Source organism: Pantoea sp. UBA5035 (assembly GCF_002415245.1).
GTDB classification, from domain to species: domain Bacteria; phylum Pseudomonadota; class Gammaproteobacteria; order Enterobacterales; family Enterobacteriaceae; genus Pantoea; species Pantoea septica.
Genome location: NZ_DICD01000004.1, coordinates 100,959 through 115,024 on the forward strand (window position 1 = coordinate 100,959; position 14,066 = coordinate 115,024).

Annotated in this window: 12 protein-coding genes and 1 other RNA gene; 4 read left to right on the forward strand and 9 right to left on the reverse strand. The window is 60.8% G+C overall.

The window, feature by feature from the left end:
• Positions 1 to 25: 25 nt before the first annotated feature.
• From gcvP to B3229_RS03545, 7 genes are all read right to left on the reverse strand, one after another.
• Positions 26 to 2,899, reverse strand: coding sequence for an aminomethyl-transferring glycine dehydrogenase (gcvP, locus tag B3229_RS03515; protein ID WP_286868714.1), 2,874 nt, complete (start codon positions 2,897 to 2,899; stop codon positions 26 to 28).
• A gap of 82 nt (positions 2,900 to 2,981) precedes the next feature.
• Positions 2,982 to 3,368: a glycine cleavage system protein GcvH gene (gene gcvH, locus B3229_RS03520; protein WP_096073754.1), complete on the reverse strand. Its 387-nt coding sequence runs from the start codon at positions 3,366 to 3,368 to the stop codon at positions 2,982 to 2,984.
• Positions 3,369 to 3,390: 22 nt separating this feature from the next.
• Positions 3,391 to 4,485 carry a glycine cleavage system aminomethyltransferase GcvT gene (gene gcvT, locus B3229_RS03525; protein ID WP_286868717.1) on the reverse strand — a complete coding sequence of 365 codons (1,095 nt, stop codon included), beginning with the start codon at positions 4,483 to 4,485 and terminating at the stop codon, positions 3,391 to 3,393.
• A 441-nt stretch (positions 4,486 to 4,926) separates the two neighbouring features.
• On the reverse strand, positions 4,927 to 6,129 hold the full coding sequence (gene ubiI, locus B3229_RS03530; protein ID WP_286868718.1) for an FAD-dependent 2-octaprenylphenol hydroxylase: 1,203 nt from the start codon (positions 6,127 to 6,129) through the stop codon (positions 4,927 to 4,929).
• Positions 6,130 to 6,142: 13 nt separating this feature from the next.
• Positions 6,143 to 7,321, reverse strand: coding sequence for a 2-octaprenyl-6-methoxyphenyl hydroxylase (gene ubiH, locus B3229_RS03535; RefSeq protein WP_048785561.1), 1,179 nt, complete (start codon positions 7,319 to 7,321; stop codon positions 6,143 to 6,145).
• A complete protein-coding gene (pepP, locus tag B3229_RS03540; RefSeq protein WP_048785559.1) occupies positions 7,318 to 8,640 on the reverse strand; it encodes a Xaa-Pro aminopeptidase in 1,323 nt (440 codons plus the stop codon). Before pepP ends, ubiH begins: the two co-directional genes overlap by 4 nt.
• A 50-nt stretch (positions 8,641 to 8,690) precedes the next feature.
• Positions 8,691 to 9,269 carry a YecA family protein gene (locus tag B3229_RS03545; RefSeq protein WP_048785557.1) on the reverse strand — a complete coding sequence of 193 codons (579 nt, stop codon included), beginning with the start codon at positions 9,267 to 9,269 and terminating at the stop codon, positions 8,691 to 8,693.
• 170 nt (positions 9,270 to 9,439) lie between these two features.
• On the opposite strand from B3229_RS03545, the gene zapA reads away from it, so the two are divergent.
• From zapA to B3229_RS03560, 3 genes are all read left to right on the forward strand, one after another.
• Positions 9,440 to 9,769, forward strand: a complete 330-nt coding sequence (gene zapA, locus B3229_RS03550) for a cell division protein ZapA (RefSeq protein ID WP_033752202.1) — start codon at positions 9,440 to 9,442, stop codon at positions 9,767 to 9,769.
• Positions 9,770 to 9,808: 39 nt separating this feature from the next.
• A non-coding RNA gene (gene ssrS / locus B3229_RS03555) (6S RNA) lies at positions 9,809 to 9,992 on the forward strand.
• A gap of 76 nt (positions 9,993 to 10,068) precedes the next feature.
• Positions 10,069 to 10,662 carry a 5-formyltetrahydrofolate cyclo-ligase gene (locus tag B3229_RS03560; RefSeq protein ID WP_048785555.1) on the forward strand — a complete coding sequence of 198 codons (594 nt, stop codon included), beginning with the start codon at positions 10,069 to 10,071 and terminating at the stop codon, positions 10,660 to 10,662.
• 75 nt (positions 10,663 to 10,737) lie between these two features.
• Here B3229_RS03560 and serA read toward each other — a convergent pair whose 3' ends face one another.
• Positions 10,738 to 11,976 carry a phosphoglycerate dehydrogenase gene (gene serA / locus B3229_RS03565; RefSeq protein ID WP_286868721.1) on the reverse strand — a complete coding sequence of 413 codons (1,239 nt, stop codon included), beginning with the start codon at positions 11,974 to 11,976 and terminating at the stop codon, positions 10,738 to 10,740.
• Between the two features lie 280 nt (positions 11,977 to 12,256).
• Positions 12,257 to 12,916, reverse strand: a complete 660-nt coding sequence (rpiA, locus tag B3229_RS03570) for a ribose-5-phosphate isomerase RpiA (protein ID WP_048785551.1) — start codon at positions 12,914 to 12,916, stop codon at positions 12,257 to 12,259.
• 207 nt (positions 12,917 to 13,123) lie between these two features.
• Between rpiA and B3229_RS03575 the strand changes: the two genes are divergently transcribed.
• Positions 13,124 to 14,029 carry a LysR family transcriptional regulator ArgP gene (locus tag B3229_RS03575; protein WP_033752211.1) on the forward strand — a complete coding sequence of 302 codons (906 nt, stop codon included), beginning with the start codon at positions 13,124 to 13,126 and terminating at the stop codon, positions 14,027 to 14,029.
• Positions 14,030 to 14,066: the final 37 nt, after the last annotated feature.

Here is a 14,066-nt window from a genome sequence, read left to right on the forward strand (position 1 = left end):
CCTTGATAACAGCGTTGCGCGGCGTTTACTGATAATCGCTCATCGGCACGCAGGAACAGAACAGGTTGCGATCGCCGAACACGTCGTCGAGGCGCTTCACCGTCGGCCAGTACTTATTGTCGCTGCCCGCCGGGAAGACCGCCAGCTCGCGGCTGTAAGGATGGCTCCACTCGCCGACGATTTCGACCTGCGTATGCGGCGCGTTCACCAGCGGGTTATCCTCCGCCGGCCATTCGCCGTCGGCCACGCGATCGATCTCCATGCGGATAGAGAGCATCGCGTCGATAAAACGATCCAGCTCGATTTTGCTCTCAGACTCGGTCGGCTCCACCATCAGGGTGCCGGCGACCGGGAAAGACATGGTCGGCGCGTGGAAGCCGTAGTCGATGAGTCGTTTAGCGATATCCAGTTCGCTGATGCCGGTCTGCTCTTTCAGCGGGCGAATGTCGAGAATACATTCGTGCGCCACGCGGCCGTCGCGGCCGGCATAGAGGATCGGATAGGCCGACTGCAGACGACTGGCGATATAGTTGGCGTTGAGAATCGCGACCTGACTGGCGCGCTTCAGCCCCTCCGCGCCCATCATGCGGATATACATCCAGCTAATCGGCAGAATAGAGGCGCTGCCGAACGGCGCCGCCGATACCGCGCCCTGCTGCGTCAGCATCTCCTCAATCTGCACCACGCTGTGGCCCGGCACAAACGGCGCCAGGTGCGCTTTCACGCCGATCGGGCCCATGCCCGGGCCGCCGCCGCCGTGCGGAATGCAGAAGGTTTTGTGCAGGTTGAGGTGCGACACGTCTGCGCCGATGTAGCCCGGCGTGGTAATGCCCACCTGGGCGTTCATATTGGCGCCGTCGAGATAGACCTGGCCGCCGTGTTGATGCACGATCTGGCACACTTCACGAATGGTCTCTTCATAAACGCCGTGCGTCGAAGGATAGGTCACCATAATGCAGGAGAGCTGCTCGCCCGCCTGCGCCGCTTTTTCGCGCAGGTCGCCGAGGTCGATATTGCCCTGCTTGTCGCAGGCCACCACCACCACTTCCATGCCCGCCATCTGCGCCGAAGCGGGGTTAGTGCCGTGCGCGGAGCTGGGGATCAGGCAGAGGTTGCGCGCGCCTTCGTTACGGCTTTCGTGATAGCGACGGATCGCCAGCAGCCCGGCGTATTCGCCCTGCGCGCCGGAGTTCGGCTGCATGCAGAGCGCGTCATAACCGGTGAGCTGCACCAGCCACTGCGACAGCTGGCCAATCATCTGCAGATAGCCCGTAGCCTGCTCCGCCGGACAGAACGGATGCAGCTCGGCGAACTCCGGCCAGGTGATGGGGATCATCTCGGCGGCGGCGTTCAGCTTCATGGTGCAGGAGCCGAGCGGGATCATCGCCTGGTTCAGCGCCAGATCCTTTTTCTCCAGGCTATGCATGTAGCGCATCATCTCGGTTTCGCTGTGATGGCGATTAAAGACCGGATGGGTCAGGATGGCGCTCTGACGCTGCAGCGCGGCGGGAATCGCCTGGCTGTCGGCCGCGACGGCGGCGTCCAGCTTATCGATATCCTGGCCGTGCTCGTCGCCCAGCAGAATGGCGAACAGCGCCTGCACATCTTCGCGACGCGTGGTTTCGTCCAGCGTAATGCCGACCGCGTGATGAATATCGCTGCGCAGGTTGACGCCGAAGCTCTGCGCGCGGTTGAGCACCGCGCCTTTATCTTCGACCTCGACCGTCAGGGTGTCGAACCAGCTGCTGTGACGCAGCTTGAGTCCGCCGTTTTGCAGCCCGGCCGCCAGAATAGTAGTCAGACGATGGATGCGGGAGGCGATACGCTTCAGCCCTTTCGGACCGTGATAAACCGCGTAGAGTCCGGCAATATTGGCGAGCAGCACCTGCGAGGTGCAGATGTTGGAGTTCGCTTTTTCACGGCGGATATGCTGCTCGCGCGTCTGCATCGCCATACGCAGCGCGGTGTTGCCCGCGGCGTCGCGCGAGACGCCGATAATGCGGCCCGGCATTGAGCGCTTATGCTCGTCGCGGCTGGCGAAAAAGGCGGCGTGCGGACCGCCGTAGCCCATCGGCACGCCGAAGCGCTGCGCCGAGCCGAACACGATATCCGCGCCCTGCTTGCCGGGCGCTTCCAGCATCACCAGCGCCATAAAGTCCGCCGCCACGCTGACCACGATTTTGCGGCTTTTCAGCTCGGCGATCAGCGCGCTGTAGTCGTGCGCTTCGCCGGTGGTGCCGACCTGCTGCAGCAGCACGCCAAACAGCGCGTCGTGATCCAGCGCTTTCTCGGCGCGGTCGATAATCAGCTCGAAGCCGAAGGTTTCGGCGCGGGTGCGCACCACATCCAGCGTTTGCGGATGGATATCGTCCGCGATAAAGAATTTACTGGCGTTTTTAAGCTTGCTGACGCGCTTCGCCATCGCCATCGCTTCCGCCGCCGCCGTGGCTTCATCCAGCAGCGAGGCGGAGGCGACGTCCAGACCGGTCAGATCGAGCGTCACCTGCTGAAAGTTAAGCAGCGCCTCCAGGCGGCCCTGCGACACTTCCGGCTGATAGGGGGTATAGGCGGTGTACCAGCCCGGGTTTTCCAGCATATTGCGCAGGATCACCGGCGGCGTGATCACCGCGCTGTAACCCATGCCGATCCAGGATTTGTAACGCTGATTCTGACCGGCGATCGCCTTGAGCTCGGCCAGCGCCTGCTGCTCGGTCGCCGCATCGCCGACGGCGGGCGGGCCAGGCAGCTGGATGTCGGCCGGCACGATGGTGCCGATCAGCGCGTCCAGCGAGCTGGCGCCGATTGCCTCCAGCATCAAAGCCTGTTGTTCCGGCGAGGGACCGATATGGCGTTCAATAAAGGCGCCGTTGTGTTCGAGCTGGCTCAAAGTCTGGGTCATTTGCAGTCAATCCTGAATCGGGCTGGAGTACAGAGAAAGCAAGGGATAAAAAGCGACCAGCGAGGTCTGGCCGCCCTGTTGCTTATTCGTCGATGGAGGCTTTATAGGCGTCCGCGTCCAGCAGCGAATCGAGTTCGGATTCGTCGCTGGGTTTGATTCTGAACAGCCAACCGGCTGCATAGGGCTCGCTGTTGACCAGCTCCGGCGCGTCGCCCAGCGCGTCATTGACGGCGACGATCTCGCCGCTGACGGGTGCGTAGATATCGGACGCGGCTTTGACCGATTCCGCGACGGCGCATTCATCGCCGGCTGAGTAGCTGTTGCCGACATCCGGCAGATCGACAAAGACCATGTCGCCTAACAGCTCCTGAGCGTGCTCGGTAATGCCGACGGTAAAGGTGCCGTCCGCTTCCTTACGTACCCACTCATGGCTGTCACGGTATTTCAATTCGTTTGGCACATTGCTCATCGCCCTTTCTCCTGAAAATAGATTACTGAACTGGCTTGCCGCCGCGTACAAAAACAGGTTTGGTTACTTTTACCGGCATTTCGCGCTGGCGGATTTCGACGATAGCGCTTTCGCCAATGCCTGCCGGCACGCGCGCCAGCGCAATGCTGTAGCCGAGCGTCGGCGAAAAGGAGCCGCTGGTGATGACACCCTGCTGCGGCTGGCCCTGCGCGTCTGTAAAGCGTACCGGCTGGCCGCCGCGCAGCACCCCTTTTTCCGTCATGATCAGGCCAACCAGCTTGTCGGTGCCTCTTTCACGCTGCATCTCCAGCGCTTCGCGTCCGATAAAATCGCGATCGGCCGGTTCCCAGCAGATGGTCCAGCCCATATTGGCCGCCAGCGGCGAGACGCCTTCGTCCATCTCCTGGCCGTAGAGGTTCATGCCCGCTTCCAGACGCAGCGTGTCACGCGCGCCCAGTCCAGCCGGCTTGACGCCCGCTGTCAGCAAACGCTGCCAGAAATCCGCGGCGGCGGCGGCTGGCAGCGCGATTTCGTAGCCCGCTTCGCCGGTGTAGCCGGTGGTGGCGATAAACAAGTCGCCGGACTGCACGCCGAAAAAGGGTTTCATCCCGGCGACCGCGTCGCGCTGCTCCGCGCTGAACAGCGTCTGCGCCTTCTGCTGCGCCTGCGGTCCCTGCACGGCGATAAGCGCCAGGTCGTCACGCTCGGTCAGCGCCACGCCATAGGCCTGAGCATGCTTGCCGATCCACGCCAGATCCTTTTCGCGCGTGGCCGAGTTGACCACAAGACGGAAAAAGTCGTCGGTCATAAAGTAAACAATCAAATCGTCAATGACGCCACCGGAGGCGTTCAGCATGCCGGTGTAGAGCGCTTTGCCGGGCTGCGTCAGGCGAGCGACGTCGTTCGCCAGCAGATGCCGCAGAAAGTCGCGCGTCTGCGCGCCGTGCAGATCGACGATAGTCATATGCGACACGTCGAACATCCCGGCGTCCTGACGCACGGCATGATGTTCGTCAATTTGCGAGCCGTAGTGCAGCGGCATCATCCAGCCGTGGAAGTCGACCATGCGGGCGCCGCAGGCCTGATGCTGTTCAAACAAAGGGGTTTGCTGAGTCATAACCATCCTGTCGCGAAGCGGGTAAGTTTCGGGCGGGCATTAGCCTGCTTATCGCCCGGCGCAAACGTTCTCTTTTCCCTGACGTTATCATTGAAAAGACGATTTAACCATAAGCTGTACAGGGTCGAATTGAAGCATGCCTCCTGAGCAGCGCGCAAAGATAGCAGCATAATTAACTGCGTTTTTGTGATTTACCACGCAGGAAAGAGGCGCATCGCCGTTATGCGCAGCAAGATAATCAGCGATGGCGCGCAAAATGTTAACAACGCACTCAGCCGACGTCGGTATGAAATAAATAAAACTAATGCGAACAGAGGGGTGAAATTAGAATAAATCAAACGAGGCTCGTTGAAGGTGCAGCCCTGCTCGTTTTTGGTGCAGGACGACCAAAAGGCGTAAAAAAGCCAGCGCAAGGCTGGCTCAACAAAAGCAATGTGCGGCTTAACGCAGCCAGGCTGGCATATCGTTTAGCCCCATCGCCTGACGCAGCATCGTGGGTTTAACGCCGGGCAGCGTATCCGCCAGCTTCAGCCCCAGATCGCGCAGCAGCTTTTTCGCCGGATGGCTGCCGGCGAACAGCTCGCGAAAGCCCTGCATGCCCGCCAGCATCAGCGCCGCGCTGTGTTTGCGGCTGCGCTCATAGCGACGCAGATAGAGATGCTGACCGATATCCTTGCCCTGCTGGTGCAGGCGGCGGATTTCGCCAATCAGCTCTGCGGCGTCCATAAAGCCGAGATTCACGCCCTGCCCCGCCAGCGGATGAATGGTATGCGCGGCGTCGCCCACCAGCGCCAGACGATGCGCCGCGAAATTGCGGGCGTAGCGCGCCATTAACGGGAAGGTTTTACGCTCGCTCGCCAGTTCGCAGAGACCGAGGCGCATATCGAACGCCACCGCCAGCTGCTGATTGAACAGCGCCTGCGGCATGCTCTCAAGTCGGCTCGCTTCCTGCGGCGAGAGCGACCAGACGATAGAGCTCAGGTGCGGATCCTGCATCGGCAGGAACGCCAGAATGCCGTCGCCGTGGAAAACCTGGCGCGCCACCGCGTCATGCGGCTGCTCGGTGCGGATATTCGCCACCAGCGCATGGTGATCGTAATCCCAGAAGGTTAAAGGAATATCGGCTTTGTTGCGCAGCCAGGAGCTGGCGCCGTCCGCGGCGATCAGCAGGCGCGCGGTCAGCATGGTGCCGTCCTGCAGAGTGACAAAGGCTTCATTTTCGCCGAACGCCACCTGCTGCAGCTGCGAAGGCGCCATAAGGGTCACGTCGCTGCAGCGGCTGGCGCGCTGCCAGAGCGCGCTGTGAATCGCCGGGTTTTCGACAATGTGTCCCAGATGGGTCAGCCCCTGCTGTTCGTCATCAAAGCTAATGGCGCCGAAACTGTCGCGATCCCACACCTCCATGCCGTGATACGCGCTGGCGCGCCGCGCCAGAATATCGGACCAGACGTCCAGCTTCTGCAGCAGCCGCTCGCTGGCGGCGTTGATTGCCGATACGCGAATCGACGGCGCAGCGCCGGCGTCGAACTGCGGCTCCGCCGTTTTTTCCAGCACGGCGACGCGCAGCCCGCTGCCCTGCAAACCGCAGGCGACCGCCAGTCCTACCATGCCGCCGCCGGCGATAACCACATCAAAACTTTGCATCGGTGCCCCTTAGTTAACGCTTAACCCAGCCAAGCGTGCGCTCGGCCAGTTGATTACGTAGCCACGGCAGATGATCCATCGCCATCAGCCCCAGATTTCGTCCCGCCACCAGCGGCGCATAGCGATTGGCGAACAGCCGCACCAGCCCGTCGGTGATGCCGATCGTCGTCGCGCGATCGGGCTGACGACGCTGCTGATAGCGATGCAGGACGGCGTAGCTGCCCACATCCTGCTGCTGACGATGCGCGGCCGCCAGGGTCTCCGCCAGCGACATCACGTCGCGCAGCCCGAGGTTGAAGCCCTGTCCGGCGATCGGATGCAGCGTCTGCGCCGCATTGCCGACCAGCGCCAGCCGGTGCGACGTCTGCTGCCCGGCGCTTTGCAGCGCCAACGGATAGCTCTCGCGCTGGCCCGTATGGGTAAAACGCCCCAGCCGCCAGCCAAACGCGCGCTGCAGCTGCGCCAGAAATTCGTCGTCGCTCCAGCGTGCTATTTTTTCACGCGCCGAGAGCGGATGGCACCACACCAGCGACAGGCGATTGTCCGACATCGGCAGCAGCGCCAGCGGGCCGTGCTCGGTGAAGCGCTCAAAGGCGCGTCCCTGATGCGGTAACTGAGTCGAGACGTTGGCGATCACCGCCAGCTGCTGATAATCCTCACGCTGCCACTGAATGCCGAACGAGGCGGCGAGCGGCGAGCGCGAGCCGTCTGCAGCCACCAGCAGCGCCCCTTCCAGCTGTTCGCCGCTCTCCAGCGTCACCTGCACGCTCTCCTGGCGGCGCTGCGCGTCGATAACGCGCGCCGGACAGCGTAGCGTCACGCCCGGCGCGCTTTTCAGGCGCTCGAACAGCCGCTGACCCACGTCGAAAAGCTCGACGACGTAGCCGAGCGCCGGGATCTGATAGGCCCCGGCATCCAGCGTGACGAAACCGGCATGGCCGCGATCGGAGACGTGTATGTCGGTAATGGGCGTGGCGTATTTCTCGATGCTGCGCCAGAGATCAATATCGATCAGCTGCTGACGCGTGCCGGCGGCCAGCGCGATGGCGCGGCCGTCATACCCTGGATGGGCGCGGCTGTCGGGCGCGCTGTTCTCAATCAGCGTCACCGGCAGCTGCCCTTGCGTGAGGTGGGAAATAGCCAGCGCCAGGGTCGCGCCGGTCATGCCGCCTCCGGCGATAATTACCGTCATGCCTGACGCGCCGCTGCCATCAGCGCCTCGATCGCGTCCGCGTCCTTGACCACGCTGTCGGTCAGGTTCTCGTTGCCGGTTTCGGTGATCAGAATGTCATCTTCGATGCGAATGCCGATGCCGCGATATTCCGCAGGCACGTCGGCATCCGGCGCGATATAGAGACCCGGCTCAACGGTCAACACCATGCCCGGTTCCAGAATACGGTCGCGCGAAGGAGTGCCGTAGTGGCCGACGTCATGCACGTCGAGGCCGAGCCAGTGGCTCAGCCCATGCATAAAGAACTGCCGGTGCGCCTCTTCGGCGATCAGCGTCTCTACTTCACCCTGCAGAATGCCCAGCTCCACCAGTCCGCTGACCATAATTCGCACCACTTCTTCGTTGACGTCGCGAATGCTGACGCCGGGACCGAAGAGCGCCAGCGCTTTGTAAAGCGAGGCGAGCACGATGTCGTAAATGGCGCGCTGCGGCGCGGTGAATTTGCCGTTGACCGGGAAGGTGCGGGTGATATCGCCGGCGTAGCCGTGAAATTCGCAGCCCGCGTCAATCAGCACCAGATCGCCGTCGCGCAGCTCGCTCTCATTTTCGGTGTAGTGCAGGATGCAGCCGTTTTCGCCCGAGCCGACGATGGTGTTATAGGAGGGAAAGCGCGCGCCGTGGCGGTTGAAGACATAGTGAATTTCGCCCTCAAGATGGTATTCGAACAGGCCGGGACGGCAGGCTTCCATCGCGCGGGTATGCGCCAGCGCGCTGATTTGCCCGGCGCGACGCAGGATGGCGATCTCTTCCTCGTCCTTGAACAGACGCATTTCATGCACCCAGGGACGCCAGTCGGTGAGCGTCGCCGGCGCGCTGAAATTCTGGCGAAAACCGCGGCGCAGCTTCTCCAGCGCCGCGAACACCAGCGCATCCGCTTCCGCGTATTCGCCCTGCGCGTGATAAACCACGTCAAGCCCGTTCAGCAGCAGGTGCAGCTGCTGGCCGATATCATCCCAGGGCAGCGCGCGATCGACGCCTAACTTTTCAGGCGCGGCATCCTGGCCCAGCCGACGGCCGAACCAGATCTCAGCGGTGAGATCCCGCACACGATTGAACAACACGCTGTGGTTGTGCGTTTCGTCGCTTTTGATCAGCACCAGCAGCGCCTGCGGCTCGTTGAAACCGGTGAAATACAGAAAGTCGCTGTGTTGCCGGAACGGATATTCGCTGTCGTTGCTGCGGGTCACTTCCGGCGCAGCAAAGATCAAGGCGGCGCTGCCGGGAGCCATTTTCGCCAGCAGCGCCTGACGACGCTGCTGGAAAGTATCCAGAGAAATCATGTTTGCACTCCCTGTAGAAACGGGCGCGTTCGCGCCCTGAGATATCTGGCTTAGTGTAGCGTCGGTTTTTTCACTTCGGGGGCGGTAGGCTGCGGACGGGTGAAGGTGTCGTGGCACAACAGCGCCGCCACGCGCACATATTCAATCACCTCTTCCAGCGACTGCTCCAGCTCTTCCTGGTCTTCATCTTCATCATAGCCGAGCTGGGCGATGGTGCGCAGATCGTCAATCGCCTCGCCGGTTTCGCCGGTCACTTTCTCCAGTTTCGGCTGGGTGACGCCCAGGCCGAGCAGGAAGTGGTTCACCCAGCCTGCCAGCGCGTCGGCGCGGTCGAAGACGCTGATGTCTTCGTCGTCCGGCAGCATCAGCTGAAACAGGTAGCCCTCTTCTTCCAGCGTGCTGGCGGTGCTGTCGTGCAGCGCCTGAAGCGGTGACGCCAGGCTCTGCGAGAAGGCCATACCTTCGTTAGTGAGATCGTGCACCAGCGTTTTCCAGCTGGCGTCCTGATTGCCGCCGCACAGAATGCCGCTGAGCAGGCCATGCATTTCAGCTGGCGTCATCCCCACGCCTTGTTGAGAGAGCGCTGAAGCCAGCGCGTTGTAATCGGGGGTTACGTTCTGTAAAGACATAAGGATTCGTCGTCGTTGGCAGAATAAGTTCGTGTTATGCTACCACTAGCTGCCTCAAGGTTTCCAGAAAAGGGGTTGTAAGTTATTTCGCGGGTCTATATAGTTGCCCGCCTCCCAAGGCATTGAGCCCAAAGGGAGCTGCGGGCGAAGTAATCAGTCAGGAAGGTGGCATGTCTGCACAACCAGTAGATATACAAATTTTTGGTCGTTCATTGAGAGTGAATTGTCCGCCTGAACAGCAAGATGCGCTGAATGCGGCTGCCGATGACCTCAATCAACGGTTGCAAGATTTAAAAGTTCGCACTAGAGTCACAAATACCGAGCAACTGGTGTTCATCGCCGCGTTAAACATTTGCCATGAACTGGCGCAAGAGAAAATGAAAACGCGTGATTATGCTGCTAATATGGAACAACGTATCCGTATCCTGCAGCAGACTATTGAACAGGCTCTTGTTGAGCAAGGTCGCATAACCGACCGCCAGGGTGCGAAGTTCGAATAATACTTTATGGTTGCTGCGCAGCGGCAACGGTAAAGTCCATTTTCTCTGAGATGTTTGCAAGCGGGCCAGTCCCCTGAGCCGATATTTCATACCAACAGAGTGTGGCGCTCTGTAACCTGTGAGCATGCTCGGTTCGTCCGAGAAGCCTGATGGTTGCGACGGCACATTCACCTTGAACCAAGGGTTCAAGGGTTACAGCCTGCGGCGGCATCTCGGAGATCTCCTTCTGTTCTGCATCTGTCTTTCCCCGTTATGAATGATATAGTTGCTTAATCAGCGACTATATCAACGGGGTTCTCGTGTCCCAGCCCTCTCTGCTCGATCGCCACCATATCCGCCAGCACGTGCGCCACCTGCGCCGCGCCCTGACGCCTGAGCAGCAGCAACAGGCCGCCGCTCTGATGGCGGAACACGCCGTTAACTTCGCCCCTCTCGCCAATGCCAGCCATATCGCGCTCTTTTTGTCGGTAGACGGTGAACTCAATACCCGTCCGCTTATCGCTAAGCTGTGGCAGCAGAAAAAGCAGGTTTATCTGCCGGTGCTGCACCCTTTCTCCGCTGGCCAGCTGCTGTTTCTGCGCTATACGCCGGAAACCGCGCTGAGGCCGAATAAACTGCGAATTCCCGAACCGCCGCTCGATATCCGCCAGCTGATTACCCTGGATCGGCTGGATGTGATGATGGTGCCGCTGGTGGCCTTTGACAGCAGCGGGCAGCGACTCGGCATGGGCGGCGGCTTTTACGACCGCACCCTGCAGAACTGGCGTCGGCACGGCTTTTTACCGGTGGGCGTGGCGCATGACTGCCAGCAGGTGGAGCGGTTACCCGCAGAGGAATGGGATGTGCCGCTGCCCGCCGTGCTGACGCCGTCGCGCCTGTGGCAGTGGGAATAGCAGGCGTGAGCCAGAGGCGGAAACAGACGGGCCGTCTGTAACAAATGCAGACGGCCCGGTTTCAGTAAAGCGGAATCAGTAGAGCAGACGAGCGCGAATGGTGCCCGGGATCGCCTTCATCAGCTGCAGCGCTTTGTCCGCCAGATCCTGCGGCGCATCGATATCGATAACCACGTAACCCATCATCGGCGAGGTTTGCAGGAACTGCGCAGCGATGTTGATGCCCTGCTCAGCAAAGATCTGGTTGATTGCCGTCAGCACGCCCGGACGGTTTTCATGAATGTGCAGCAGACGGCTGGCGCTGGCGCCGTGCATCGGTAGCGACACTTCCGGGAAGTTGACCGCCGAGAGCGTTGAGCCGTTATCGGAATATTTAGCCAGCTTGCCCGCCACTTCGATACCGATATTCTCCTGCGCCTCCTGGGTGGATCCGCCGATGTGCGGCGTCAGGATCACGTTATCGAACTCGCACAGCGGCGAATTAAAGGGTTCGCTGTTAGTCGCCGGCTCAAGCGGGAAGACGTCGATCGCGGCGCCCGCCAGGTGTTTGCTCCCCAGCGCGTCGCACAGCGCCGGAATATCGACCACGGTGCCCCGCGAAGCGTTGATCAGCAACGCGCCCTTCTTCATCTGCGCCAGCTCCTGCGCGCCGATCATATCCTGCGTAGAGGGGGTTTCCGGCACGTGCAGGCTCACCACGTCGCTCATATTCAGCAGATCAGCGAGATGACGCACCTGGGTGGCGTTGCCGAGCGGCAGTTTGTTTTCAATATCGTAGAAATAAACATGCATGCCCAGGCTTTCCGCCAGCACGCCAAGCTGCATGCCGATATGGCCATAGCCAACGATGCCAAGCTTTTTGCCGCGCGCCTCAAACGAGCCGACGGCGTTTTTGTTCCAGATGCCGCGGTGCGCTTTGGCGTTCGCTTCGGGAATGCCGCGCAGCATCAGCAGCATTTCGCCGATAACCAGTTCGGCGACCGAGCGGGTATTGGAGAACGGCGCGTTGAACACTGGAATGCCGCGCGTCGCCGCCGCGTTAAGATCGACCTGGTTGGTGCCGATGCAGAAACAGCCTACGGCGACCAGTTTTTCCGCCGCGGCGAAAATCTCTTCCGTCAGCTGGGTGCGGGAGCGGATGCCGATGAAGTGCGCATCCCGAATGGCGGATTTCAGCGCCTCGTCATCCAGCGCGCCTTTATGGAATTCGATGTTGGTGTAACCCGCCGCGCGCAGATTTTCCAGCGCGCTCTGGTGAACGCCTTCCACCAGCAGGAACTTAATCTTGTCTTTTTCCAGTGATACCTTTGCCATTTCCCCGACCCTATTGTGATTTCAACAATGGCCGCCATAAGCGCGCCTTCTGTCAAAATATCAAAATTTACGCCTGCGGCAATACAACCGATTGCCTTGCGGCCAGCACGGGGAAGCCTGAGCCCAGCACATTGCCGCACAAAATCGGGAGCTGAACGACGAACAAAGAACGAACCTGCTGTGGATGACGGTTATGTGACATAAGTCACCGAATTTAGGCAGCGAAAGAAAAGATGTTTTGCGCAGGGAAATAACCGGCGCGTTTATCGCGCCGGACAGATCATTTTTCGATGGTTTTTACGCCGTCCGGCGTGCCGATCAGGGCGATATCGGCGCCGCGCGCAGCAAACAGGCCGACGGTCACCACGCCGGGCAGCGCGTTAATGCTTTTCTCCAGCGCGACGGGATCGAGAATCGTGAGGTTATGCACGTCGAGAATAATATTGCCGTTATCGGTGACGACATGCTGGCGATACTCGGGCAGGCCGCCGAGCTTAACCAGCTCGCGGGCGACGAAGGCGCGCGCCATCGGGATCACCTCGACCGGCAGCGGGAAATGCCCCAGCACGTCCACCTCTTTCGAGGCGTCGGCGATACAGATGAACTTGCGCGCGACGGCCGCCACGATCTTCTCGCGCGTCAGGGCCGCGCCGCCGCCTTTGATCATCTGCATCTGCGGGTTGATCTCATCCGCGCCGTCGACGTAGATCGCCAGATCGTCGATCTCATTAAGATCGAAGACCGGAATGCCAAGCGCTTTCAGCTTCAGCGTCGATGCTTCCGAGCTGGAAACCGCGCCTTCAATCTGATGTTTCATCGTGGCGAGCGCGTCGATAAAGTGCGCGGCAGTGGAGCCGGTGCCGACGCCGACGACAGTACCCGGCTGCACATATTTCAGTGCGGCCCAGCCTACGGCTTTTTTCAGTTCATCCTGGGTCATGATATGTTTAAAACCTGTGCGACAACGAAGTGCGCGTAGTATAAAGCAACGCCCGCCGAATGTGCGCGGCTGTTTCCGCTGGCGTGATCGCTTTGGAAGCCAGCCCGCAAAAAAGGCGACGCGCGGCGCAGGGAAAGCGCCTTCGACGCGCGCCAGATGAATTTTTTGTGGCATAGTATCGTCCACCCTGAAGGAGAGAGAACAACAATGAAACGCCCCGATTATCGAACGCTTCAGGCGCTGGATGCAGTGATTCGCGAACGCGGCTTTGAGCGCGCCGCACAGAAGTTATGCATTACGCAGTCGGCCGTATCGCAGCGTATCAAGCAGCTGGAGAACCTGTTCGGCCAGCCGCTGCTGGTGCGCACCGTGCCGCCTCGCCCCACCGAACAGGGACAGAAGCTGCTGGCGCTGCTGCATCAGGTAGAGCTGCTGGAAGAAGAGTGGCTGAGCGACGAGAACGGCGGCACCACGCCGCTGCTGCTGTCGCTGGCGGTTAACGCCGACAGTCTGGCGACCTGGCTGCTGCCTGCGCTGAAAGATGTGCTGGCGGACTCGCCGGTGCGCCTTAATTTGCAGGTCGAAGATGAAACCCGCACGCAGGAACGGCTGCGCCGCGGCGAAGTGGTGGGCGCGGTCAGTATTCAGCCGCAGCCGCTGCCGAGCTGCCTGGTCGATCAGCTTGGCGCGCTCGACTATCTGTTCGTCGCCTCGCCGGAGTTTGCCGCGCGCTACTTTCCCAACGGCGTCACCCGCTCGGCGCTGCTCAAGGCGCCAGCGGTCGCTTTCGACCATCTCGACGATATGCATCAGGCCTTTTTACAGCAGAATTTCGATCTGTCGCCAGGCAGCGTGCCCTGCCATATCGTTAACTCCTCGGAAGCCTTTGTGCAGCTGGCTCGCCAGGGTTCGACCTGCTGTATGATCCCGCATCTGCAGATTGAGCGCGAGCTGGCGGGCGGCGAACTGCTCGATTTGACGCCGGGCCTGTGCCAGCGCCGCATGCTTTACTGGCACCGCTTTGCGCCAGAGAGCCGCCTGATGCGCCGCGTCACCGACGCGCTGATCTCCCACGGCCATCGCGTGCTGCGCCAGGATGATTTAGCGGCCTGAGTAAGCGCGCGACTTAAGCAAGGGGCGCACGCCACCC

Bases quoted from the DNA above. Each gene is read 5' to 3' on its own strand.
- zapA (WP_033752202.1), top strand. From the start codon at position 9,440: ATGTCTGCACAACCAGTAGATATACAAATTTTTGGTCGTTCATTGAGA.
- gcvT (WP_286868717.1), bottom strand. From the start codon at position 4,485: ATGACTCAGCAAACCCCTTTGTTTGAACAGCATCAGGCCTGCGGCGCC.
- serA (WP_286868721.1), bottom strand. From the start codon at position 11,976: ATGGCAAAGGTATCACTGGAAAAAGACAAGATTAAGTTCCTGCTGGTG.
- rpiA (WP_048785551.1), bottom strand. From the start codon at position 12,916: ATGACCCAGGATGAACTGAAAAAAGCCGTAGGCTGGGCCGCACTGAAA.
- ubiI (WP_286868718.1), bottom strand. From the start codon at position 6,129: ATGCAAAGTTTTGATGTGGTTATCGCCGGCGGCGGCATGGTAGGACTG.
- B3229_RS03575 (WP_033752211.1), top strand. From the start codon at position 13,124: ATGAAACGCCCCGATTATCGAACGCTTCAGGCGCTGGATGCAGTGATT.
- ubiH (WP_048785561.1), bottom strand. From the start codon at position 7,321: ATGACGGTAATTATCGCCGGAGGCGGCATGACCGGCGCGACCCTGGCG.
- B3229_RS03545 (WP_048785557.1), bottom strand. From the start codon at position 9,269: ATGTCTTTACAGAACGTAACCCCCGATTACAACGCGCTGGCTTCAGCG.
- pepP (WP_048785559.1), bottom strand. From the start codon at position 8,640: ATGATTTCTCTGGATACTTTCCAGCAGCGTCGTCAGGCGCTGCTGGCG.
- gcvH (WP_096073754.1), bottom strand. From the start codon at position 3,368: ATGAGCAATGTGCCAAACGAATTGAAATACCGTGACAGCCATGAGTGG.
- gcvP (WP_286868714.1), bottom strand. From the start codon at position 2,899: ATGACCCAGACTTTGAGCCAGCTCGAACACAACGGCGCCTTTATTGAA.